Genomic DNA, 21,882 nt, shown 5'->3' with positions numbered 1-21,882 from the left:
CGTACGTGCGAAAAGAGCTGGGGCGCCGGAACCGCGGCGTACCGACGCCCCCAGCCTAATCACGACTCGGCGTTGCGTGTTCCTCGGTGCGGGGTGGCTCAGCTGCCGGTGGCCGACTTCCAGGAGTCGACGTACTTCGTCAGGTTCTCGCCGATGTCGTTCCAGTCGGGCTCGAAGATCTCGACGCCGTCCATGAGCTTGGTGAGGGCGATCGCGTTGGCGTCGGTGGCCTTGACGTCCTGGCGGGCCGCGAAGCCGCCGCCGATCTCGCTGACCTGGGCCTGCGCCTTCTGGCTCAGCATGTGGTCGAGGAGCTTCCTGCCGTTCTCGCTGTGCGGGGCGTCGGTGATCAGGCCGCCGGCGTAGGGCAGGGCGAAGGACGTGGGCTTGCCGCCCTCCGGGGCCGGGAACCAGATGCCGAGGTTGGGCATGGACTTGGACTGGGCGAAGTTCATCTGCACATCGCCGTTGGCGACGTGCAGTTCGCCCTTGTCGACCTTGGGTGCGAGCTTGCCCGTGGAGGCGGACGGGCCGACGTTGTTGGCCTGGAGCTTGCCCAGGTAGTCCATGGCCTGCTGCTCGCCGCCGAAGTCGTGCATGGCCTTGATGAGCACGGCGGTGCCGTCGCCGGCGACTCCGGGCGTGGAGTACTGCAGCTTGTTCTCGTACCGGGCGTCGAGCAGTTCCTCCCACGTGGTGGGGGCCTGCTTCAGCTCCTTCGTGTTGTAGATGAACCCGAAGTAGTTGTTGACGACCGAGGTCCAGGTGGCCTCGGCCGACTTGTCGGCGCCGTTGACCTGGTCGGAACCCTTCGGGGCGTACTTCTGGAGCAGGCCCTTCTCGTCGGCCTGCTGGATGAACGGCGGGAGGGTGACGAGCACGTCGGCCTGCGGGTTGCGCTGCTCGCGGACGGCGCGCTGCACCATCTCTCCGGAGCCGCCCTCCACGTACTCGACCTTGATGCCGGTCTCCTTCTCGAAGTCCTTGAAGACCTGGTCGTACCAGCCGTCGCCGTTCTCGCCCTTGAGGCCGTCGGCGCTGTAGACGGTGACGACCTTCTCGTCGGAGGCGGCGGAGCTGCCGCCGCAGGCGGTCAGGGAGGCGGCGAGGGCGAGGCTGCCGAGGACGGCGGCGATCGGCTTGAGAGGCGTTGCGGGCATGGCGAGGTGAACTCCTTGCGTGACCGGACTGGTTGCGGGATGCGGATACGGGGTGCGGGTTATCGGTACGAGGCCTTGGTGCGGATCTTGGAGACGGCGAGCAGGACCAGCAGGGTCGCCGCCATCAGCACCACGGCGATCGCGGAGCCGGCGAACAGGGCGCCGCGGTCGGTGGCCGCGTAGATGAGGACCGGAAGCGGTGTCCAGTCGGGCGGATAGAGCATCATCGTGGCGCTCAACTCGCCCATGGAAAGGGCGAAGCAGAGGCCGGCGGCGGCGGTCAGGGAGGGCAGCAGCAGGGGGATCCTGACGCGCCACAGGACGTACGAGGGCCGGGCGCCGAGGGAGGCGGCGGCCTGTTCGTACGCCGGGTCGAGGCGGACGATCGCGGCGGACACCGACTGGTACGCGAACGCGGTGACCAGGACGGCGTGGGCGGCGATCACGATCCAGCGGGTGCCGTTCAGCAGGAACGGCGGCTGGGAGAAGGCGACCAGGATCGCCAGACCGACGACCACCGAGGGCACGGCGACCGGCAGCACGAACAGGGCGTCCAGCACCTTGCGGTACCGCTTGTGCAGGGCGGCCGCGGCCAGCGCCGCCCAGGTACCTGCGACGAGCGCGAGCAGGCTCGCGGCCACCGCCGTCACCAGGCTGGTGGTGAGGGCCTGGAGAGCCTCGCCGCGGGTGGCGGCGGAGTAGTGCCCGGTGGTGAAGCCGGAGGGCAGGACGCTCGACCAGTTCGTGGCGAAGGAGGCGCCGAGGACGACGAGGAGCGGCAGGGCGAACAGCGGCAGGAAGAGGAGGAGGAAGACCGTCCACACGGCCCACCTCGCCTTGCGGCTATGCACCAGCACGACGGCTCACCACCCGGTACAGGCCGTACAGGCCCACGGAGATCAGGACGTTGACGACGGCGACCACGCAGGCGCCCGGGTAGTCGGACTCCAGGATCGCCTTGCTGTAGACGAGCATCGGCAGGGTCGTGACGCCCTTCGCCCCGGTGAACAGGACGATCCCGAACTCGTTGAGGCAGAGCACGAGGACGAGGCTGCCGCCGGCGGCGAGCGCGGGGAGCGCCTCCGGCAGGATGATCCGCCGGATGATCCGCGGCGCCCGGGCGCCCAGCGAGCTCGCCGCCTCCAGCTGGGCGGTGTCCAGCTGGGAGAAGGCCGCGAGCAGGGGGCGGATCACGAAGGGCGTGAAGTACGTGATCTCCGCGAGGAGTACGCCCCAGGGCGTGGTGAGGAACTGGAAGGGCCCCTCCGCCGCTCCCGTGACGTCCGTCCACAGTCCGTTGGCCATGCCGACCGAGCCGTAGATGAACAGCAGGGCGAGCGTGATCAGGAAGGACGGGAAGGAGAGGAAGACGTCGATGAACTTCGACACCGCCCGGGCTCCGGGGAACGGCACGAACGCGATGACCAGCGCCAGCACGAACCCGAGGACCAGACACCCGAGGGTGGCCGCGACAGCCAGCCAGACGGTGGTCCACAGGGCCTCGCGGAACGCCTCCGAGGCGAAGACGTCGGCGTAGGGCCGCACCGAGGTCCCGCCGGTGTCCGGCTGGAGGGACTGCTGGACGACCAGGGCGAGGGGGTAGAGGAAGAACAGGGCGAGGAGGGCGACCGGGGGCAGGGCCCAGATCCAGGCCGCCACCTTGCGCGACCGGGCCGGGGACCCGGCCGCCGGGGTGCCGGTCGGCGCGCCGGGCGCGCCGCCGGACGTGCCGGGCGAGGCGGCCGGCCGCTCGTGGTCCTGCCGGGGCCGGTCGTGCGGTTCCCCGCGCCCCTTCAGGGCGCTTCGCCCGGACCCGCTAGCCATGTTCGCTCACCCCCGCGGGCAGCAGCACCGCGTCCTCGGGCGCGAAGTGCAGCGCGACGGCGTCCCCGAGCGCCGGCGGATCCCGCAGCTCCCGCAGGTCCGCCAGCACCCGGTGGCCGTCCACGTCGACGTACAGCCGGTGGGTCGCGCCCCGCCACTGGATCTCGGAGACGGTCCCGGCGAGCTGGTTGGGCCCCGAGCCGAGCCCGACCAGGTGCGGGCGTACGCACAGCGTGGCCCGCGCGCCCGGGGCCACGGACCCCGTGTCGAGCGCGAGCTCCGCGCCGGCGAAGGCCACGCCGCCCTGCCCCACCGTGACCGGCAGCAGGTTGGCGTTGCCGACGAAGGACGCGGTGAACTCGTTGGCGGGCGCCCGGTACAGCTCGCGCGGGGTGCCGCACGCCTGCAGCCGCGCCTTGTCCATCACGGCGATCCGGTCGGCCAGGGTCAGCGCCTCCACCTGGTCGTGGGTGACGTAGAGGATCGACACGTCGGGCAGTTCCCGGTGCAGCCGGGCGAGTTCGGCGAGCATGCCGGAGCGCAGCTGGGCGTCGAGCGCGGACAGCGGCTCGTCGAGCAGCAGGACGTCCGGCCGGATGGCCAGCGCCCGCGCGATGGCGACGCGCTGCTGCTGGCCGCCGGACAGCTCGCGGGGGTGGCGGCGGGCGTACGCCGCCATCCCGGTCATCTCCAGCGCCTCGGCGACGCGCTCCCGGATCCCGGCCTTGTCGGCCTTGCGGGCCTTCAGTCCGAAGGCGACGTTGTCCTCGACGCGCATGTGCGGGAACAGGGCGTACTGCTGGACGACCATCCCGATGCCCCGCCGGTACGGCGGCAGGTCGGTCACGTCCCGGTCGCCGAGGAAGACCCGCCCGGAGACCGGCCGCACGAACCCGGCGACCGCGCGCAGGGCCGTGGTCTTGCCCGAGCCGGACGGCCCGAGCAGCGCCATCACCTCGCCGGGGGCGACGGTGAGGTCCAGGGAGTCGAGGACGACGTCGCCGTCGTAGGCGACGGTGACCGAGTCGAAGCGGATGCCCATCAGCCGGTTCCCCGCAGGAGTGTGGGCAGGCCGGCGACCGAGTCGAGGACGTGACCGGCGCCCGCCTCGCGCAGCGCCTCGTCGCCGTGCGCCCCGGTGCGGACGCCGGCGACCAGGCCCGCTCCGGCGCGGACGCCGCTGAGCATGTCGTACGAGGTGTCGCCGACGACCGCGACCTGCTGGACGCCCTCGGCGGCCTTGGTACGCAGGAAGGCTTCGAGCACCATGTCCGGGAAGGGCCGCCCGCGCCCGCCCGCGTCGGCGGGACACAGGGTGAGCGGGACCAGGTCCTGCCAGCCGAGGGCGGCGAGGATGGCGTCCTGGGTGACGCGGGCGAAGCCGGTGGTCAGGACGGCGGTGCGGCCGCCTGCCTGGATCTCCTCGATGGCCTCGCGGGCCCCGGGGACCGGGGCGACGAGCCCGCTGTCGACCAGTTCGCCGTACGCCTTCTCGAAGGCGGTGTTGGCGCGCCGGGCGAGCTCCTCGGTGCCGAACAGATGGCGGAAGACGGAGATCTTGGACTCGCCCATGGTGGCGCGGACGTAGCCGAGCTTGTCGGCGTGGTCGGGAGTGCCGGGCTCGACGCCCAGCTCACGGGCGGCGGTGTCGAAGGCGCGCTCGACGAGGCCGCCGTCGGCGACGGTGGTGCCGGCCATGTCGAGGACGACGAGGCGTATGTCGGTGGTCGGGTTCGTCATGGTGTTCACCAGCCGAGTTCGTTCGCGGTGGTTTCGGCGATCGCGGGCGAGCAGGTCATGCCGCGCCCGCCGGGCCCGGTCACCAGCCATACGCCGTCGCGTACCTGCTGCCGGTGCACGACCCGGGAGGTGTCGGTGCACTGCGCGTACACCCCGGCCCAGCGGCGCCGGATCTTCGGCAGCGGCCGGCCGAGCAGGGACTCGACGACGCCGGTGAGGTGGTCGTAGGGGTCTTCGAGGGTGTCGAAGGCGAAGGGGTGCTCGTACTCGTGGGTGTCGCCGATGGTGAGTCCGCCGTCGGCGCGCTGGACCATGAGCAGCTGCATACGGTGCTCGGCCGCGGTCCGCGGCTGCGGTTGCCCGGCGTTGAGCTCGTCGAGGGCGGCGCCGCGGTAGGCCGGGTAGTAGCGGAAGCTGTCGGCGTCGGCGATCGAGGTGGTGAGCCGCTCGCCGAGGGGTTCGGTCTGCATCATCTGCAGGCGGACCCGACGGACCGGCAGGTCGGGGCCGGCCAGCTCGCGGACCAGGCCGCCGAGCCAGGCGCCGGTGCACAGCACGACCACGTCGCCCTGGTGGACGTCGCCGTGGTCGTCGCGGACGGCGTTGGTGCCTATGACGTCGCGGACCTCACGGCCGGGCAGGAAGCTGTAGCGCTGCGACTTCAGCAGTTCCTCGCGCAGGGCGAGCTGCGCGGTGCGGGGCTCGACGGCCGCGTCCCGCTCGCAGTGAAGGGCCGCGGTGAACTCGCCGCGCAGGGCGGGGTTCAGGGCGCGGGCCTCGCCGGGGGTCAGCAGCTTGTAACCGCGGGCGGCGGCGTCCGGGCGGGCCAGGGCGGCCTCGGCGACGGCGAGCTCCAGGCCGCCGCGCACGGGCGTCAGGGAGCCGTTCGGGCGGAAGCCGAGGGCCGGGACGCGGTCACCGATCTCCTCCCACAGCTCGCGGGCCCGCAGGGCGGTCTCCAGTTCCTCGCCGCCCGCGCGGCCGCTGACCCAGATCTGGCCGAAATTACGCAGGGACGCGCCGCGAGCCTCCGCCTCGCGCTCGATCTGTACGACCTCATGGCCACGGTTCACTGCATGCCAGGCGTGCATGGTGCCCACCACGCCGGCTCCGACGACTATCACTCTCACGTCCGCCACGCTCCTCGTGCTGGGGGAACCGAAAGGGTCCGGCCGACAACGAGAGCGTGAACGAGCTATCAAGTTTGGGCTAGACCTGTTATCCGTTCGTGATAATCAAGGCGATGGATCTTGGGTGTTTTTCAGCCATACCGGGTGGGCCGCGTCAGCCGCGCAGACGGGTCGTGAAGGAGAACCGGTCGCCCCGGTACAGGCTCCGCACCCGCTCCAGCGGCTGCCCCTCGGTGTCCCTGGACACCCGGTGGATCAGCAGCATCGGCAGGGCGGGCGGCGTCCCGATCAGCAGCGCCTCGCGCGGGGTGGCCAGCACGGTCTCGATGCGCTCGTCGGCGTCGCCGAACCCGATGCCCTGGCCCCCCAGCCAGGCGTAGAAGGAGGAGTCGGGGTCGAAGTCGACGTCGAGCCGGGGCACCCGGGCCACGGCGACGTACGTGCTCTCCAGACCGACCCGCTCGTCGTCGGCGAGCAGCAGGCGCTCCAGGTGCCAGACGGCCTCGCCGCGCCGCAGCCCGGTCTCGGCGGCGAGCGTGTCCGGGCAGGGGAAGCGGTCGAGGCTGACGAGATTCCGGCCCGGGGTCCGGCCCTGCCGCCGCACGCCTTCGGTGTAGCTGGCGAGGGACAGCGGCTGCTCCAGCTTGGGCCCCGCGACGACGGTCCCGCGTCCCTGCCGGCGCAGCTTGCCCTCCAGCACCAGCTCGCGGATCGCCTGCCGGACGGTCTCGCGGGCGACCTCGTAGCGCTCGGACAGATCCCGCTCGGTGGGCAGCAGCCCGCCCTCCCCCAGGTCCTCGATCAAGCGGTCGAGCCGCGCCTTGACCGCGTAGTACTTGGGGATGCGGCCGTGCTCCGGGATGCCGTATCGGACGGGGGCGCCGGGGGCCTGGTCGTTCGGGTAGTCCACCCGGGGATCGTCGCACGGGCGACGCACCGGCTCAGCGCCGCCTCCGCACCATGACCAGGGCGGTGCCGGTCACGACCAGCAGGAAGGACGTGGCGGCGAGGGCGCCGCGGGGGGTGGTGAGGCCGGTGCGGGCGAGTTCGTCGGCGAAGGAGAGGCGGCCGTCGGGGGCGGGGGACGCGGTGGCGGAGGGGTCGTCGCCGCCGGGCTCGGCGGTGCCCTCCGGCTCCGAGGCCGCCCGCACCCGGAACCGGTAGTCGTTCGACTGCCCGATCCAGTCGCCGTCGTCCGCGCGCCGCTGTACGACGGCCGCGTTGGCGGTGATGTCGTTCGGTACGGCGTCCGAGGTCAGCGCCAGCCGCACCCGCACCGTCAGGGTCTGCCCCGGCTGCACGGTGAACCCCGCGAACCCGTCGTCGAAGACGCCCACCAGCTCGTCCTGGTCGGTCCGCTCGAACCGCACCGCGCGGGGCCGCGCCCCCTCGTAGAACTCCAGCCGCGGCTGCGACGGCTTCAGCTCGCGCTCACCGTCCACGAGCACGACGACGGGGTGGATGCCGGTGCAGGCGCTGCGGGTGCTGTTGGTGAGCTCGATGGACCAGGTCCCGTACCCACCACCGGCGTCGTAGGAGCCGGGGCCGTCGACGATGCGGGTGGAGATCGGGAACTGCCGGTCGTCGGACCCGGCGCACGGGGACGTGTCGGCCGCGTACCCGGCACGCACAGGGGCCATGTGCACGGCGCGCGCGGGAGCCGGACGCACGGCGTGCCCGAGGGCCGGGTGCAACGCGTCCGCGGGGACCGCGTGCAACGCGTCCGAGGGAGCCGCGTGCACCCCGTGCCCGAGGTCTGGGTGCAACGCGTGCGCGGGAGCCGGGTGCAAGGCGCGCGCGGGTGCCGGATGCACGGCGCGCGCGGGAGCCGGACGCACGGCGTGCCCGAGGGCCGGGTGCAACGCGTCCGCGGGGACCGGATGCACCGCGTGCCCGAGGGCCGGGTGCACGGCGCGCGCGGGAGCCGGACGCACGGCGTGCCCGAGGGCCGGGTGCAACGCGTGCGCGGGGACCGGGTGCACGGCGTGCCCGAGGGCCGGGTGCAACGCGTGCGCGGGAGCCGCGTGCAACGCGTCCGAGGGAGCCGCGTGCAACGCGTCCGAGGGAGCCGCGTGCACCCCGTGCCCGAGGTCCGGGTGCAACGCGTGCGCGGGAGCCGGGTGCAAGGCGCGCGCGGGTGCCGGATGCACGGCGCGCGCGGGAGCCGGACGCACGGCGCGCGCGGGAGCCGCGTGCTCGCCGTGCCCGAGGGCCGGGTGCAACGCGTGCGCGGGGACCGGGTGCACGGCGTGGGCGAGGGCCGGACGCAACGCGTGCGCGGGGGTCGCGTGCACAGGCGATGCGGCTCCACCGAGGAGGGCGGCGGCTGCGGCGAGGCAGAGGGAGACGGGCGTGCACAGTCGCATGCTTCCATTGCGCGCCACCCGCCCGCCGCTCCGCGAGAACACCGCGCCGTACGGCCCAACAGGTCCGCCCGATCGGGCAGATCGAGCCGGTCCGGTGAGAAGGGAGACACTCACCGGGTGGCTGGGTACCGGCGCACAGGCCGGCCCCTCACGCCCCGCCCCGCCCGAACAACGGCGCCAGCAGCAGCTGCGCCGCGCCCTCGGCGACCGCGCGGCTCCCGCCCTCCGCGATCCGGACCGGCACCGCCTCCTCCCCCGTGCGCCGGGCGCGTTCCGCGAGGACCCCGGCGACTCCGCGGGCGAACCGCTCCGGCTCGGTCGCGACGATGCGGCCGCCCAGCAGCACGAGGTCGACGTCGAGAAGTGCGACCAGGTTGCTCGCGCCCACGCCCAGGACGCGCGCCGCCTCCTCGACGTCCCCGCCCGCCACCGCGTCGAGACACAGCGCCTCGACGCACCCGCGATTCCCGCACCCGCACACCGGCCCGTCCAGCTGCACGACCTGGTGCCCGAACTCCCCCGCCCCGGTCCGCGCCCCGCGGTGCACCGTGCCCCCGATCACCAGCCCGCATCCGAGCCCCGCCGCGAAGTGCAGGTACGCGAAGGATCCGCCCCCGCCCGCGACGGCCAGCCGCAGCGCGGCGGCGTTGGTGTCCTTGTCGACCACCACCGGCACCCCCAGCCGCCGCCCCAGCACGTCGCGCAGCGGAAACCCGTCCCACTCGGGGAACCCGGTGACCCGGTGCAGCACCCCGTGGACGTGGTCGAGAGGCCCGGGCAGGGCGACCCCGGCCCCGAGCAGCGACCGCACCCCGGCCGCCGGGTCCCCGCCGAGGACCTCCCTGACGAGGCCGGCCACGTCCCCCACCACGGCCTCCGCACCCGCCCCCAGGTCCATCGCCGTACGCCGCTCCCCAACCACCGTCCCGGCCAGGTCGACCAGCACCACGCGCAGCTCGTCCCGGTCCAGGTGCACGCCCACGGCATGCCCGGCCCCCGGCACCAGCCGCAGCACCGTCCGCGGCTTGCCCCCCGTGGACACCAGACGCCCCGCCTCCGCCAGCAGCCCCTCGTCCCGCAACCGCGCGGTGATCTTGCTGACGGCCTGGGGCGTCAGCCCGGTCCACTCGGCGAGCTCCAGCCGGCTGACGCCCTCCGTCCCGGCCCTGCGCAGGAGTTCGAGGACGAGCGCGGCGTTGTGACTGCGCACCGCCAGCAGGTTCGCCCCCGGAGGCACGTCGTGACGCGTGCCCTGCGACGCGCCCTGCGCGCCCTGTCCGGCGCCCGCTCCGTTGGTGGTGCTCGGCCTGTTCACGCTCCCATTGTCCCCTCCGCTTGCACTTTGGCAACAGCGTTGCGAAAGTGGACGTATGACTCGCACACCCCCTGGCTCGCCCCTCCGCGTCGGCCTCGTCGGCTACGGCCTCGCGGGCTCCGTCTTCCACGCCCCGCTCATCGCCACCACCGAGGGCCTGGCCCTGGACACGGTGGTCACCTCGAACCCCGAGCGGCAGGAACAGGCCCGCACCGAGCACCCCGGCGTGCGGGTCGCCGCGAGCCCGGACGAGCTGTTCGAGCGGGCCGACGACCTGGACCTCGTCGTCATCGCGTCCCCGAACAAGACGCACGTCCCCCTCGCCACCGCCGCCCTGAAGTCCGGCCTGCCCGTGGTCGTCGACAAGCCGGTCGCCGGCACCGCGGCCGAGGCCCGCGAGCTGGCGGCCCTCGCCGAGGAGCGCGGCCTGCTGCTCTCCGTCTTCCAGAACCGCCGCTGGGACAACGACTTCCTGACGCTGCGCCACCTCGTCGCCGAGGGGGAGCTGGGCGACGTATGGCGCTTCGAGTCGCGCTTCGAGCGCTGGCGGCCGCAGCTCAAGGGCGGCTGGCGCGAGTCCGGCGACCCGGCAGAGATCGGAGGTCTGCTCTACGACCTCGGCAGCCACGTGGTCGACCAGGCCCTGGTCCTCTTCGGCCCCGCCGCCTCGGTCCACGCCGAGGCCGACGTCCGCCGCCAGGGCGCCGAGACGGACGACGACACCTTCATCGCCCTCACGCACGCGAACGGCGTCCGCTCCCACCTCTACGTCTCCGCGACGACCGCCCAACTCGGCCCGCGCTTCCGGGTGCTGGGCTCGCGGGCCGGCTACGTCAAGTACGGCCTCGATCCGCAGGAGGCGGCCCTGAAGGACGGGCAGCTCCCCGCCACGACCGCCGGCTGGGGCACGGAGCCCGAGTCGCTGTGGGGCCGCCTCGGCGCTGGGGGTCCCCCCTCTGGGGGAGAGTCCCCCCTGACCGGCGGCGGCCGCCCCGTGCCCACCCTGGCCGGCGACTACCCCGCGTACTACGCCCAGATCGCCGCCGCCCTGCGCGACGGCGCCCCCAACCCGGTGACCGCCCTCGAGGCGGCCGCCGCCCTCGACGTACTGGAAGCGGCCCGCCGTTCGGCCCGCGACGGAGTGACGGTGACCCTGTGACGCACAGCCACACGACCGCGACGACCGAGAAGTCCACCCCCGAACTGACGCCCGGCATCGAGGAGCTGGAGGCCCAGGAACGCCGGCTGGTGTTCCGCCGGTTCACCTTCGACGACGCCTGGGCGCTCGGCTCGCTGCTGGTGGAGCTGGCCCGGGAATGCCAGGCCCCGGTCGCCATCGACATCCACCGCGCCGGCCAGCAGCTCTTCCACGCCGCCCTGCCCGGCTCCACCCCGGACAACGACGCCTGGATCGCCCGCAAGCGCCGGGTGGTGGAGCGCTACGGCTCCGCGTCGTACCTGGTGGGCGCCCGCTTCCGGGCCAAGGGCACCACGTTCGAGGAGTCCTCCCGGCTGGACCCCGACACCTACGCCGCCCACGGCGGCTCCTTCCCGATCACCGTGGAGGGCGTGGGCGTCGTCGGTTCGGTGACGGTGTCCGGCCTGCCCCAGCTCCAGGACCACCGCATGGTGGTGGAGGCGCTGGAGCACTTCCTGGGCGATCAGGTCTGATTCCCGGGATTCCGCTTCCCGGGATTAGCCCGAGCGGCCCTCCGGTTACACATCGGTGTAACGGCCGTCACAGCAACCGGAGGGATCGCACTCATGGACAACCCCGCAGCCTCGTTGAAGGAACGGCTGGGACGGTACGGCATCTGGAGCAGCGGCCTGCGCTCCGAGGACCCGGCCGTGCGCGGGGAGCTGACGGACGCCGCCGCCGAACTCGAGGACCTGGGCTACGGCGCCCTGTGGCTGGGCGGCAGCAGCGCCGCCCGGCACGCCGCCCTTCTCATCGGCGCGACCTCGGAGATCACCGTCGCGACCAGCATCCAGAGCATCTGGCAGTACGAGGCCAAGGACAGCGCGGCGGCCTTCACGGACCTGGAGTCCGCCCACCCCGGCCGCTTCGTCCTGGGCCTCGGCGTCAGCCACGCGAAGTTCACGGAACAGTACCGGCGCCCGTACGCGGCCCTCGTCGACTACCTCGACGGGCTGGACGCCGCCGGCGTACCCGCCGAGCGCCGCCTGCTGGCCGCACTCGGCCCCAAGACCCTGGAGCTCTCCCGCGACCGCGCGGCCGGCGCGATCCCCTACCTGGTGACACCGGAGCACACGGCCTACGCCCGCGAGATCCTGGGCGAGGCGCCGATTCTGGCCCCCGAGCTGAAGGTCGTCCTGGAGCGGGACCCGGACCGGGCCCGCGCCGCCGCCCGGGACTACCTGGCCATGTATCTGGCGCTCCCGAACTACACCAACAACTTCCTCCGGCACGGCTTCACCGAGTCGGATCTGGCGGACGGCGGCAGCGACCGCCTCATCGACGCGGTGTACGCCTGGGGCGACGAGGACCACATCCGCGAACGCGTCGCCGCCTTCCACGCGGCGGGCGCGGACCATGTGGCGCTCCAAGTGGTCGGCACCGAGCCCGGCGACACACTCCCGCGCGAGGAATGGCGCAGGCTGGCGGGCCTGTTGGCGTGACGGCGGCGTCCGGTGAGGGCGGCGTCGGCGCCGCCCTCCCGGCGTTGGCGCGCTAGGCGTCCTTCAGCTCCTGCCGCTGCCGCCCCAGCCCCTCGATCTCCAGCTCCACCACGTCCCCGGCCCGCAGGTACTGCTTGGGCTCCGGCTGCCCCATCGCCACCCCGGCGGGCGTACCGGTGTTGATCACATCGCCGGGATACAGGGTCATGAACTGGCTCACGTACCGCACGACCTCCCCCACGGGGAAGATCTGCTCGCCGGTCGACCCGTCCTGCTTCAGCTCGCCGTTGACCCACAGCCGCAACGACAGGTTCTGCGGATCCGGCACCTCGTCAGCCGTCACCAGCCACGGGCCCAGCGGGTTGAACGTCTCGCAGTTCTTGCCCTTGTCCCAGGTCCCGCCACGCTCGATCTGGAACTCCCGCTCGGACACGTCGTGCGCCACCGCGTACCCGGCGACATGCGCGAGCCCCTCCTCGGCCGACTCCAGATAGCGGGCCGTACGGCCGATGACGACCGCCAACTCCACCTCCCAGTCGGTCTTGCGGGACGCCCGCGGCACCAGCACCGTGTCGTTCGGGCCGACCACCGTGTCCGCCGCCTTGAAGAAGACCACCGGCTCGGCGGGCGGCTCGGCCCCGGTCTCGCGGGCGTGGTCGTGGTAGTTCAGGCCGATGCACACGACCTTGCCGATCCGCCCCAGCGGCGGCCCGATCCGCAGTCCCGCCCCGTCCAGCACCGGGAGCTCCCCGGCGCCGGCGGCCGCACGGACCCGCCCGAGCGCCGCGTCGTCGGCGAGCAGCGCGCCGTCGATGTCCGGCACGAGTCCGGACAGGTCCCGCAGCACGCCCTCGGCGTCGAGCAGCGCGGGCTGTTCCGCCCCGGCCGTTCCGACTCGCAGCAGCTTCATGGTCACAATCTCCCTCGATCGTGGGGCGCCCCCGACGTGTGCAGCCATCGGAGGACTGGTCGATCCTCCAAGGTGGCGGTGCAGTCCGCAATACCCCGTTCACGTACTGGACCGTGCGGAGGCGCTCCGCTCAGCGGTACAGCACGGCCCGCTCCACCGCGCTCCACGTCGTGCTGGTGACCACGTAGAGGGCGGCCGCCAGCGGCACCACCGCCACCGTGATCAGCGTGAAGAAGGACATGAACGGCATGACCTTGGTGACGGCTCCGAGGCCCGGCAGCTGCTCACCGTCGGCCGGCACCGGACGGCCGGCGGCCGTCATCCGCCGGGTACGGCGGAAGTTGGACCCGGCGACGACCGCGACGAGGGCGAACAGCGCGACGTACACCAGCCCCGCGGCGCCGAACGCCCCGCCGTCGCCCAGTGCGTCCAGCCACCGGTCCCCCAGAGGCGCGGCCAGCAGCTCATGGCCGAGCAGAGCGTTCGCCTCGCCGCCGATCGTCGGGTTCGAGAACAGGTGATAGAGCAGGAAGAAGGCGGGCAGCTGCATCAGACCGGGCAGACAGCCCGCCAGCGGGGACACCTTCTCCTTCGCGTGCAGCTCCAGCACGGCCTGCTGAAGCCGCTCGGGGTTCTTGCGGTACCTCTCGCGCAGCTCGGCGATCTTCGGCTGCAACGCGGTGCGCGCCTTCTGCCCCCGCGCGGACGCCCGCGACAGCGGCAGCACCAGCAGCCGTACGAACGCGGTGAACAGGACGATCGCGGCGGCGGCCGCGGAGGCGTGGAACAACGGCTGGAGCAACTCCGCGAGCTGCTCGACCAGGTTGGCGAAAACGGACATGGGTGAGCCCTCCGTCGTGGGTCTCGTCGTGCCGGGACATGGGGCGGCATGACGACCCGCGCGGGGTCACGGTGAGGTGCTCGGCCGAGATGGCTCGGAGTGGCGTGCCCTACGCGACGGTCGTCAGGAGGGCGTGTCCGGGCGCTCGAGGGCGGGTGCGCCCCTTGGCGTCGGGGTCGCGTTGCGGCAGGAAGGCCGTACGCCGGTCCCGGTCGCGGATGGCCGTACGCACCCGCGTGGGCGGCACGGCGGGCGCGCAGCGCGCGGCGACCAGCAGGGAGAGGGCGAACGCCGACCCGGCCGCGGCGGTCGCGGCGAGCGCGACGGTGGCGGTGAGGGTGCCGGCGTCCAGCAGCGCGAATTCGAGGAAGACGAAGAGGATCAGGAGCAGGACGGCGGGGCGCGGCTTCGCACAGCGCTGGATCATCGCGGCTCCCCCCTCGTCGTACGCATGAGTGCTGTCGCTCGTTTATACCTCACCGCGGGCGCAGGGAAAGGAGCGTCCCCCACACCACCAGGCGGTACTTGGACGTGTACTCGGGGGTGCAGGTGGTGAGGGTGATGTAGTACCCCGGCTCGCTGTAGCCCCGCCCGGGGTGGACGAGGCTGCGCGGCACGGGACGTATCACCCCGGTGTCGCGGGCGGAGGTCCGCGGGACGGTCTGGTCGACGGCGTACGTGTACACCGCGGCCCGCGTCTCCACGACGATCCGGTCGCCGTCGCCGAGCCGGTCGAGGTACCGGAAGGGCTCGCCGTGGGTGTTGCGGTGCCCGGCGAGCGCGAAGTTCCCGGCGCGGCCGGGCTGTCCGGTCCCGGGGTAGTGACCGGCGTACCCCTTGTCGAGGACGTCGGGCTTGCTGATGCCTTCGGCGACGGGGACGCGGAGGTTCAGGCGGGGGATGGCGAGGATGGCGTAGGCGTCGGAGGACACGGGTGCCGAGGCGGGCGTGGGGCCGGACGGCCGGGCGCCCGCCTCACCCCGCCGGACCGGGACGTCTCCGTCCCCGGAATCCACCGGATGACCACCGTCCCGCACCTGCCCGGGAACCGTGCTGCCGCCCCACTCCCGCTCCAGCGCGGCCACCTCCCGCTGGGCTCCGTGCCACGCCTGCCGGTTGGTCCACCACAGCTGGTGGACCACCAGGAGCAGGACGACGATCCCGACGGTGACGACGACTTCCGCACCCGTCCACAGCGCGCGCCGGCGCCGGGCGCGCCGCCGCCGGTCGGTGTGCTGCACGACGGGCACGCGCATGGGCGGACGCCTCCTCCACCGTCGTACGGGACGGGCCGCCCGCACGATAAGGGCCGGGGCGTGAGGTCTCCAGACCCGCGCGGCCCCTTTCGCACACCGTCCTAGGAGGGCCGGTCAGACGACGGGCTCCCCGATCCCGAGCAGATTCCCCTCGCTGTCCCGGAACCAGGCGGCACGCTCCCCCCGCGCCCCCTTGCTCGGATAGTGCCCCTCGACATCGGCGATCCCGTCCTCGGACGTCCGCAACCCCGGAAGGTCGACGACCTCGAACACGACACCGCGCCGTCGTAGATCGGCCACGACGCGGTCGATGTCGTCGACCTGCCAGCCCATCTGCGTGAAGGTCCCCGGCGAGGCCCCCGCCGACCGGAACAGGGCGAACTCCACGCCCCCGCTCCGGTACAGCAGCCCACCGGGCCGCTCGTCGACGGGTTCGAGACCGAGCTTCTCGGCGTAGAAACGGCGGGCCCGCTCAAGATCCTGCGCGGGCAGCCGGGTGGCCGGACGGCCCCCGGCGAGACCGGTGTCCCTGTCATCCATACCTTCACTGTGCAGCAGGGGGCGACGGAATCCTGCCGGGCGGCCGGACGGCCGGGGCGCAGGGCTCTCCTCGTCCCGCCGGACGAACGGACTGAGCCCCGGGCTCCCCCTCCCGCCGGCCGGACGGCCGGGGACGCGGGGGCTCTCCTCGTCCCGCCCGCCGGACGGACTGGGGGCCACGGCTCTCCTCGTCCCGCCCGCCGGACGGACTGGGGGCCACGGCTCTCCTCGTCCCGCCCGCCGAACGGACTGGGGGCGCAGCGCCCTCCTCGTCCCGCCCGCCGGACGGCCCGGGGTGGGACGGACTCTCCTTTGTCACCACTCGGCAGTACGGTGTCCCCCATGCGCCCCGACACGCCTGCCGAAAACGTCGACCACGCCACCGAGGCGGCCCGCCTGGAGCGAACCGCCGGCCTGTACCCCGAGGACGCCGAAGCCCTGCTGCTGCGGGCCGCGGCCCACCTCGAACTGTCCGGCGACCGCCCCGCCGCGACCGCGCTCTACGACCGCCTGCTCTCCTCCGGCGACAGCCTGGAGGACCCGTATCTGGTCCGGGCCCTGAAGGCCTCGAACCTCTGGGAGTACGGCCACGAGGCCGAGGCCCGGGCGATCATCGACGGCATCCGCACGGCGTCCCCGCGCGACGCGGCCCCCTGGGTGATCGTGGCCGAGGCCCTGGAGGCCCACGACGAGCTGGAGACGGCGCAGGAGGTCCTCACGGAGGCCACGCGGCTCCTCGTGACGGACGGTGCGCGTCCCCCGCAGCCCACGCGCCCCCTCTTCTTCGGCCGCCACCGGGTGCGCCGCATGCTGGGCCTCCCCCACGACGAGTGGGACACCCTGGCCGACACCCTGCACTCCATGCCGGTCTCCCTGGACGAACTCCACGACCCGAAGCGGGTGTGGTCCCTGGGCTCGGACAACCCGGCGGAGCTGGAGGCGGAGATCTCGCGCCTGCGCGCGGAGCTCGGCGCCTACCGGGAGGCCCTCTCCCGCCCGTTCCCCGTGGCGGTCCTGCACTGGCCGCAGGGCGAACTGACGGAACTCCTCTCGGCGTACCCGGCCCTGTCCGCGGAGTACCCGTCCCACGAGGAGCACCTGACGACGATAGAGACATCCCTACGCGAACTGTCGTCCTCCGGCACGGCGAACCTGGGCGTGGTCACGGGCACGGTCCCCTCCTTCGAGGCCTTCGCCGCATCGGAGGGCACGACCCCGGACGACCCGACCCTGCTCCCCCAGTACGCGACGACGCTCGCGGCCCGGGGACGAGCGGTGGCCTGGCCTCCGGAGGGGACGGGGGGTTGCTGGTGCGGGTCGGGACGTGCGTACGGGGAGTGCCACGGCGCGGGAGGCTGAGAGCTGAGGACGCCGAGGAGGGGGCCCGCGACGACGGAGCTGAACGGGACCATAAAGCTCGTCCCCCTCTCGCGTCCCCACACACCCCACGCACCGGCACCCGGCAACGGCGGGCACCCCGACCCCCGCCGGTCCCCGCCGCCCCACCCCTGGGCCGCCCGGCCGCATGCAATCCGCGGTGGAGGGGCGAGTGTCAAGAGTGGAGCGCAGCGCAATCGGCGAAGCCGACGCCCGAAGGGCGCTCTTGACCCTCGCCCCGGAACCGCCACCCTCAGAACAACTGGGCGGCCATGGGCACGTTTGCAGCCAACGAGCTATTCGACTCGGCTCAAACGGTGAAACCGCCGTGGCTCAGTCAGGCAACTGCTCCAGATCGAACTGACAGATGCTGATAGGGGAGCCATCCGGGGCGGGCCACTTGGAGAGGGCCGTCCGAACGGCGGTGATCTTGAACAGGCCGTCGTACCGGTAGCCGTCAGACGGCGAGTAGTCCTTATCTCCCTTATGGCCGCGAATAACCCGAATCGGGTATCCGCGGTCATAGCTGTTCTTGAGCGCCACATTGTCGACGTACGACCACGACTGGCTACACAGCAGCCGCCCCGTATCGGAGTCTCGATCCTTGCCCTCGGAGGCGCCCGTGTAGTGCATCCACGACCCATGATCGTCGTCGTCCACATAGCCACCGTTCAAAACGATGGCATCGGCCACGTGCAGCCCATCCTCGTCCTTAAGCCACGAGATCCCCTTCTGGTTGGTCTGGTGCAGCTTGGCCTTCATCACCTCAAGCCGAGAGGAGTAGGAGGCTCCCAAGACGACGCCCTCGATAGGACCGATGACCCGTTCGATTTCCACGTGCCCATACTCGTCCGAAGTCGATCACTCCTGTCAAACAAAAATGCAAGGTTGGCCCGTTACAGTCCATGAACCGCCAGGGCAGGCCGACGCCTCCCGGTGTCGGTGCCCTCTGTTAGACATAGGGCACCTATCAGAGCAAGCCGGGGGGAAGCCAAGCGTGGGTAAGTCAATTGGTCCTTCACAGCCTGTCGCAGGGCTCTACGAGGAGCTCATCACCTTGCGCTTCGAGGAGCAGTTGAGAGGGCTCGCTGACCGAGGCTGGCGTCTCGTGAGCGATGAGGTGGGAGCCGAGTCAGTCCCCCACGTCCTGGCAAGGCACGTCGCTCGAACCGTGCAGCGGGTACTGCACGGCATCCCGGCGCAGGAACGTGTCTACGCGGCAAACCACATCCTGGAGTCCATCAGCACCCTGGAAGGCGCGCAGGAGTGGGTCGACCTCGTTGCCGATGGACCACGCCAACTTCTCGCTGTTACTCGCCAAGAGGCACCGGGAGTCTTCGCCGTACGCCCTGGGATTCCGCTGTCTGACGCAGCACTGATCACTAACTCGCCGGAGGATCCCAGCCTCGGCTTCGAGCTGCGTGCGGAACTGGCCACCGCTGACCGAGTAGATCTGCTTTGCGCCTTTGTGAAGTGGCACGGGCTGCGCATCATCGAGCAGTCGCTGAGAGCTGCTCATGAGCGGGACGTGCCCATGCGGGTGATCACAACGACCTACATCGGCGCAACCGAACGCCGTGCGCTGGATCGCTTGGTCGAAGAGTTCAACGCTCAGGTCAAGGTCAACTACGAGACCCGGTCTACCCGACTGCATGCCAAGGCTTGGCTGTTCCGTCGCAACAGTGGATATGACACCGCCTACGTCGGCAGCTCCAACCTCTCCAAGGCCGCTCTGCTTGACGGGCTGGAGTGGAACGTTCGACTTTCCTCCATAGCCACACCCGATGTGCTGCGAAAGTTCGCGGCCACCTTCGACGCCTACTGGAGCGATCCATCGTTCGAGGCGTATGACCCTGCAACCGACGGGGAGCGCCTCCGCGAGGCATTGGCGATTGCAGGGGGTACGTCGTCCACTGCCGCGACCGAGCGCAGCATCACTCTGTCTGGCCTGGAGGTACGGCCGTACCCGCACCAGCGCGACATGCTGGAGCGTCTGGAGGTCGAGCGGGAGGTGCATGACCTGCACCGAAACCTACTCGTGGCAGCCACGGGCACCGGCAAGACCGTCATGGCGGCACTCGATTACAAGCAGCTGCGCAAGAAACGCGGCCGCGACCTGCGCCTGCTCTTCGTCGCCCACCGCAGGGAGATCCTCCAGCAGTCCATGCGGACCTACCAAGACGTTCTGGTGGACTCGAACTTCGGCGAGGCACTCCACAGCGGCGAGATTCCCGAGCGCTGGACACACGTGTTCGCCAGTGTGCAGTCACTCAACGCGAAGGCCCTTGAGCGCCTCTCCCCCGACCACTTCGATGTGATCGTGATTGACGAGTTCCACCACGGCACGTCACCGACGTACCGGAAAATCCTTGATCACTTCCGGCCGTTGGAACTGCTGGGGCTCACGGCGACGCCTGAGCGCATGGACGGTAGAAACATCCAGGACGAGTTCTTTGAGGGGCGGATCGCCGCCGAGATGCGCCTGTGGGAAGCGCTGGAGAATGAGCTTCTGAGCCCGTTCCACTACTTCGGTATCAGCGATTCCACTGACCTGAGCACTGTGGAGTGGAAGCGGGGGGCATATGACGCGTCCGCGTTGAGCAACATGCTGTCGAGCAACGCCAGGCGAGCCCGACTCGTAGTGAAGGCCGTCAAGGAAAAAATCGCTGAGCCGGGCGCCATGCGTGCACTGGGCTTCTGTGTTTCGGTCGCCCATGCCCACTTCATGGCAGAGGTGTTCCGCACGGCCGGCCTCAATGCCATCGCCCTGTCGGGCGAGACACCGGCTGAGCAGCGTAAGCAGGCACTCGGTGATCTGAAAGCGGGCACGCTGCAAGTGATCTTCTCAGTCGACCTCTTCAACGAAGGGCTCGACGTCCCCGACGTGGACACTCTGCTCCTCCTGCGACCCACCTCCAGTGCCACCGTGTTCTTGCAGCAGCTCGGCCGCGGACTACGCCGCACCGAGGACAAGGCCGTACTCACCGTGCTCGACTTCATTGGACAGCACCGCAAGGAGTTCCGCTTCGAGAACCAGTTCAGGGCACTCACCAACCTGACGCGCAAGCGGCTCTTGGACCACCTAGAGCGCGACTTCCCGCAACTCCCCTCCGGGTGCGAAATCATCCTTGAGGAGAAGGCGAAGAAGGCGATCATCGCGAACATCAAGGATCAGATCGGCGTCAATGTCACGGCACTAGCCCGTGAGGTCGCTGACTACGGGGAGCCGAAACTCAGCCGGTACCTGGAGGAGAGCGGCCGTGAGCTCAAGGAGCTCTACCGGGGTAACGGCAACTCCTGGACGGGTTTGCTACGCCGCGCGGGGCTCCTCAAGGGCGAGGCTCCCGAGGGGGAAGCAGCACTCCTGAAGCGCGTCTCCGCGTTTCTCCATGTGGACGACCCCTTGCGGGTGGCCGCGTATACACGGATGTTGGAGGACGACGCCCCCGCGTACGGCGAACTGGACGAGCAGACACAGGCCTACGCCCGCATGCTCTTCTTCCAGCTCTGGCCACTCGGTGGGGTAACGCGTAAGGGCTTTGCCCACTACGACGCCGGGTTTGCGACGCTCCACACGCAACACGCGGTGCGCAGTGAGCTCCGCCAGGTGTTGGCGTGCAACCTGGCTCACACGGAACACGTTCCGATTCCACTGCTGGGGATAGGGGGCAAGGCCGGCATCCCGCTCACCGTGCACGCCTCCTACAGCCGCGAGGAGATCCTCCCCGCCCTGGGGCAATCCGTTATCGGAGGCTTCATGCCGGGAGACTTCCGTGAGGGGGTGAAGTGGTGCGAGTCCATCAAAACCGACGCGCTTCTCATCACGCTGGAAAAGGATGAGAAGGACTTCTCTCCGCAGACTCGCTACCACGACTACGCACTGAACGAGATGCTCTTCCACTGGGAGTCTCAGAACCAGACCTCGGAGACCTCTCCCACGGGCCTGCGCTATCAGAACCACATCGCCGAGGGCAGTCACGTGCTGCTCTTCGTACGCCGTTACAAGTCCACGGACATCGGTGGAGCACAGCCGTGGATGCTGCTGGGCCCGGCCGAGTACGACGAGCACACGGGGAGCAAGCCCATGGCAATCAAGTGGCGGCTGAAGCACCCGATTCCGGCGGACGTGTGGACGTACTCGGCGATCGCGGCTGGGTGAGGGATCGCGGTCGCTCGCGATAGGCGCACTCGGCTTCAAAACGCCTCTGAGCTCGATCAAGCATCTCGTCTGCATCATGCCCATGCGCCTGAAGCCAGAGCAGAACCTCGGCGATGACGTTGATGGAAGCGGCCTCGGCCGCGGCCACCCGAAGCCGACTCTGCCTGTAGATGCCGGCCACTCTCTCGCTTGGCTCGGTCGGCCCTGTGGCGAACTCACACCAGGTCACCTTTCGGTCGGCGAGCAGGTAGACGCCCCAGCGATCAGCAAGGGCGTCCACGAGCGCCATGCCGCGCCCTGCTTCAACGTCCGCGTGCGCGTCGCGGAGCATCGGTAGGGCGCGGGTATCGGGATCTTGGATCTCGATCCGCAGGTGCATGCCGAGCAATGAAACGCTGAGGGTGGCGGGGGTTCCTGACCCGACGTGATTGATCACGTTGGAGACGAGCTCGCTCACGCAGACCTGGACCGAGTCCGACAGCTCCTGCAGCCCCCAGGCGGCCAGATTCATGCGCAGGGCACGGCGCAGGAGCGCCACTTCCTGGGGCTCGGCGAGGAAGGCGAGATCCCAAGACTTCTTGGGCATGCAGGTGACGTAGTCCATGTCCAACCCCTCCATCGGTG

General features: G+C 71.1%; 21 protein-coding genes. 5 read left to right on the top strand and 16 right to left on the bottom strand.

What is annotated here, in order from left to right:
* Positions 1 to 98 precede the first annotated feature (98 nt).
* From ACFV6X_RS06425 to ACFV6X_RS06385, 9 genes are all read right to left on the bottom strand, one after another.
* A complete protein-coding gene (locus ACFV6X_RS06425; RefSeq protein ID WP_385378480.1) occupies positions 99 to 1,160 on the bottom strand; it encodes a 2-aminoethylphosphonate ABC transporter substrate-binding protein in 1,062 nt (353 codons plus the stop codon).
* A gap of 59 nt (positions 1,161 to 1,219) precedes the next feature.
* Positions 1,220 to 2,017 carry an ABC transporter permease gene (locus ACFV6X_RS06420; RefSeq protein WP_385378477.1) on the bottom strand — a complete coding sequence of 266 codons (798 nt, stop codon included), beginning with the start codon at positions 2,015 to 2,017 and terminating at the stop codon, positions 1,220 to 1,222.
* On the bottom strand, positions 2,004 to 2,984 hold the full coding sequence (locus ACFV6X_RS06415) for a 2-aminoethylphosphonate ABC transporter permease subunit (RefSeq protein WP_385378474.1): 981 nt from the start codon (positions 2,982 to 2,984) through the stop codon (positions 2,004 to 2,006). The genes ACFV6X_RS06420 and ACFV6X_RS06415 overlap by 14 nt, the downstream gene beginning before the upstream one ends.
* The gene (locus ACFV6X_RS06410) at positions 2,977 to 4,026 is read right to left on the bottom strand and encodes an ABC transporter ATP-binding protein (protein WP_385378471.1); all 1,050 of its coding nucleotides are present in this window, start codon (positions 4,024 to 4,026) and stop codon (positions 2,977 to 2,979) included. Before ACFV6X_RS06410 ends, ACFV6X_RS06415 begins: the two co-directional genes overlap by 8 nt.
* Entirely contained in the window at positions 4,026 to 4,724 is a 699-nt protein-coding gene (locus ACFV6X_RS06405) for an HAD family hydrolase (RefSeq protein ID WP_385378467.1), read from the bottom strand. Before ACFV6X_RS06405 ends, ACFV6X_RS06410 begins: the two co-directional genes overlap by 1 nt.
* A gap of 5 nt (positions 4,725 to 4,729) precedes the next feature.
* Positions 4,730 to 5,854: a TIGR03364 family FAD-dependent oxidoreductase gene (locus tag ACFV6X_RS06400; protein ID WP_385378465.1), complete on the bottom strand. Its 1,125-nt coding sequence runs from the start codon at positions 5,852 to 5,854 to the stop codon at positions 4,730 to 4,732.
* A gap of 154 nt (positions 5,855 to 6,008) precedes the next feature.
* On the bottom strand, positions 6,009 to 6,764 hold the full coding sequence (locus ACFV6X_RS06395; protein WP_385378462.1) for a GntR family transcriptional regulator: 756 nt from the start codon (positions 6,762 to 6,764) through the stop codon (positions 6,009 to 6,011).
* Positions 6,765 to 6,795: 31 nt separating this feature from the next.
* Positions 6,796 to 8,220 (bottom strand): hypothetical protein, encoded by a 1,425-nt coding sequence (locus ACFV6X_RS06390; RefSeq protein ID WP_385378459.1) that lies wholly within the window; start codon positions 8,218 to 8,220, stop codon positions 6,796 to 6,798.
* Positions 8,221 to 8,368: 148 nt separating this feature from the next.
* The gene (locus ACFV6X_RS06385; protein ID WP_385378750.1) at positions 8,369 to 9,457 is read right to left on the bottom strand and encodes an ROK family protein; all 1,089 of its coding nucleotides are present in this window, start codon (positions 9,455 to 9,457) and stop codon (positions 8,369 to 8,371) included.
* Between the two features lie 133 nt (positions 9,458 to 9,590).
* Between ACFV6X_RS06385 and ACFV6X_RS06380 the strand changes: the two genes are divergently transcribed.
* From ACFV6X_RS06380 to ACFV6X_RS06370, 3 genes are all read left to right on the top strand, one after another.
* On the top strand, positions 9,591 to 10,694 hold the full coding sequence (locus tag ACFV6X_RS06380; protein WP_385378456.1) for a Gfo/Idh/MocA family oxidoreductase: 1,104 nt from the start codon (positions 9,591 to 9,593) through the stop codon (positions 10,692 to 10,694).
* Entirely contained in the window at positions 10,691 to 11,206 is a 516-nt protein-coding gene (locus ACFV6X_RS06375) for a heme-degrading domain-containing protein (protein ID WP_385378453.1), read from the top strand. Before ACFV6X_RS06380 ends, ACFV6X_RS06375 begins: the two co-directional genes overlap by 4 nt.
* Before the next feature lie 93 nt (positions 11,207 to 11,299).
* A complete protein-coding gene (locus ACFV6X_RS06370) occupies positions 11,300 to 12,175 on the top strand; it encodes an LLM class F420-dependent oxidoreductase (protein WP_385378450.1) in 876 nt (291 codons plus the stop codon).
* A 52-nt stretch (positions 12,176 to 12,227) separates the two neighbouring features.
* On the opposite strand, the gene ACFV6X_RS06365 is transcribed toward ACFV6X_RS06370, so the two are convergent.
* The 5 genes from ACFV6X_RS06365 to ACFV6X_RS06345 form a co-directional block, all read right to left on the bottom strand.
* Positions 12,228 to 13,085 carry a fumarylacetoacetate hydrolase family protein gene (locus tag ACFV6X_RS06365; RefSeq protein ID WP_385378447.1) on the bottom strand — a complete coding sequence of 286 codons (858 nt, stop codon included), beginning with the start codon at positions 13,083 to 13,085 and terminating at the stop codon, positions 12,228 to 12,230.
* 130 nt (positions 13,086 to 13,215) lie between these two features.
* The gene (locus tag ACFV6X_RS06360) at positions 13,216 to 13,926 is read right to left on the bottom strand and encodes a YidC/Oxa1 family membrane protein insertase (protein WP_385378444.1); all 711 of its coding nucleotides are present in this window, start codon (positions 13,924 to 13,926) and stop codon (positions 13,216 to 13,218) included.
* Between the two features lie 109 nt (positions 13,927 to 14,035).
* The gene (locus ACFV6X_RS06355) at positions 14,036 to 14,353 is read right to left on the bottom strand and encodes a DUF6412 domain-containing protein (RefSeq protein WP_365449889.1); all 318 of its coding nucleotides are present in this window, start codon (positions 14,351 to 14,353) and stop codon (positions 14,036 to 14,038) included.
* 49 nt (positions 14,354 to 14,402) lie between these two features.
* A complete protein-coding gene (locus tag ACFV6X_RS06350) occupies positions 14,403 to 15,182 on the bottom strand; it encodes a class E sortase (protein WP_385378440.1) in 780 nt (259 codons plus the stop codon).
* Between the two features lie 114 nt (positions 15,183 to 15,296).
* A complete protein-coding gene (locus ACFV6X_RS06345) occupies positions 15,297 to 15,722 on the bottom strand; it encodes a VOC family protein (RefSeq protein ID WP_365449886.1) in 426 nt (141 codons plus the stop codon).
* A 342-nt stretch (positions 15,723 to 16,064) separates the two neighbouring features.
* On the opposite strand from ACFV6X_RS06345, the gene ACFV6X_RS06340 reads away from it, so the two are divergent.
* On the top strand, positions 16,065 to 17,081 hold the full coding sequence (locus tag ACFV6X_RS06340; protein ID WP_385378436.1) for an SEC-C metal-binding domain-containing protein: 1,017 nt from the start codon (positions 16,065 to 16,067) through the stop codon (positions 17,079 to 17,081).
* A gap of 351 nt (positions 17,082 to 17,432) precedes the next feature.
* On the opposite strand, the gene ACFV6X_RS06335 is transcribed toward ACFV6X_RS06340, so the two are convergent.
* On the bottom strand, positions 17,433 to 17,936 hold the full coding sequence (locus ACFV6X_RS06335; RefSeq protein WP_385378433.1) for a YDG/SRA domain-containing protein: 504 nt from the start codon (positions 17,934 to 17,936) through the stop codon (positions 17,433 to 17,435).
* Positions 17,937 to 18,096: 160 nt separating this feature from the next.
* On the opposite strand from ACFV6X_RS06335, the gene ACFV6X_RS06330 reads away from it, so the two are divergent.
* Positions 18,097 to 21,258 carry a DUF3427 domain-containing protein gene (locus ACFV6X_RS06330; RefSeq protein ID WP_385378430.1) on the top strand — a complete coding sequence of 1,054 codons (3,162 nt, stop codon included), beginning with the start codon at positions 18,097 to 18,099 and terminating at the stop codon, positions 21,256 to 21,258.
* On the opposite strand, the gene ACFV6X_RS06325 is transcribed toward ACFV6X_RS06330, so the two are convergent.
* A complete protein-coding gene (locus ACFV6X_RS06325) occupies positions 21,191 to 21,862 on the bottom strand; it encodes an ATP-binding protein (protein WP_385378427.1) in 672 nt (223 codons plus the stop codon). The genes ACFV6X_RS06330 and ACFV6X_RS06325 overlap by 68 nt on opposite strands.
* Positions 21,863 to 21,882: the final 20 nt, after the last annotated feature.

Origin of the sequence: Streptomyces sp. NPDC059861 (assembly GCF_042731435.1) — a bacterium.
Lineage (GTDB): Bacteria > Actinomycetota > Actinomycetes > Streptomycetales > Streptomycetaceae > Streptomyces.
Note: the sequence above shows the minus strand (reverse complement) of the source record. Positions and strands in the feature narration are given on the sequence as shown.

What these genes read in the sequence shown, in the direction of transcription:
- ACFV6X_RS06415 (WP_385378474.1), bottom strand. Translation starts at nt 2,984, where the DNA reads ATGGCTAGCGGGTCCGGGCGAAGCGCCCTGAAGGGGCGCGGGGAACCG.
- ACFV6X_RS06370 (WP_385378450.1), top strand. Translation starts at nt 11,300, where the DNA reads ATGGACAACCCCGCAGCCTCGTTGAAGGAACGGCTGGGACGGTACGGC.
- ACFV6X_RS06325 (WP_385378427.1), bottom strand. Translation starts at nt 21,862, where the DNA reads ATGGACTACGTCACCTGCATGCCCAAGAAGTCTTGGGATCTCGCCTTC.
- ACFV6X_RS06355 (WP_365449889.1), bottom strand. Translation starts at nt 14,353, where the DNA reads ATGATCCAGCGCTGTGCGAAGCCGCGCCCCGCCGTCCTGCTCCTGATC.
- ACFV6X_RS06360 (WP_385378444.1), bottom strand. Translation starts at nt 13,926, where the DNA reads ATGTCCGTTTTCGCCAACCTGGTCGAGCAGCTCGCGGAGTTGCTCCAG.
- ACFV6X_RS06365 (WP_385378447.1), bottom strand. Translation starts at nt 13,085, where the DNA reads ATGAAGCTGCTGCGAGTCGGAACGGCCGGGGCGGAACAGCCCGCGCTG.
- ACFV6X_RS06345 (WP_365449886.1), bottom strand. Translation starts at nt 15,722, where the DNA reads ATGGATGACAGGGACACCGGTCTCGCCGGGGGCCGTCCGGCCACCCGG.
- ACFV6X_RS06350 (WP_385378440.1), bottom strand. Translation starts at nt 15,182, where the DNA reads ATGCGCGTGCCCGTCGTGCAGCACACCGACCGGCGGCGGCGCGCCCGG.
- ACFV6X_RS06390 (WP_385378459.1), bottom strand. Translation starts at nt 8,220, where the DNA reads ATGCGACTGTGCACGCCCGTCTCCCTCTGCCTCGCCGCAGCCGCCGCC.
- ACFV6X_RS06410 (WP_385378471.1), bottom strand. Translation starts at nt 4,026, where the DNA reads ATGGGCATCCGCTTCGACTCGGTCACCGTCGCCTACGACGGCGACGTC.
- ACFV6X_RS06380 (WP_385378456.1), top strand. Translation starts at nt 9,591, where the DNA reads ATGACTCGCACACCCCCTGGCTCGCCCCTCCGCGTCGGCCTCGTCGGC.
- ACFV6X_RS06425 (WP_385378480.1), bottom strand. Translation starts at nt 1,160, where the DNA reads ATGCCCGCAACGCCTCTCAAGCCGATCGCCGCCGTCCTCGGCAGCCTC.
- ACFV6X_RS06340 (WP_385378436.1), top strand. Translation starts at nt 16,065, where the DNA reads ATGCGCCCCGACACGCCTGCCGAAAACGTCGACCACGCCACCGAGGCG.
- ACFV6X_RS06405 (WP_385378467.1), bottom strand. Translation starts at nt 4,724, where the DNA reads ATGACGAACCCGACCACCGACATACGCCTCGTCGTCCTCGACATGGCC.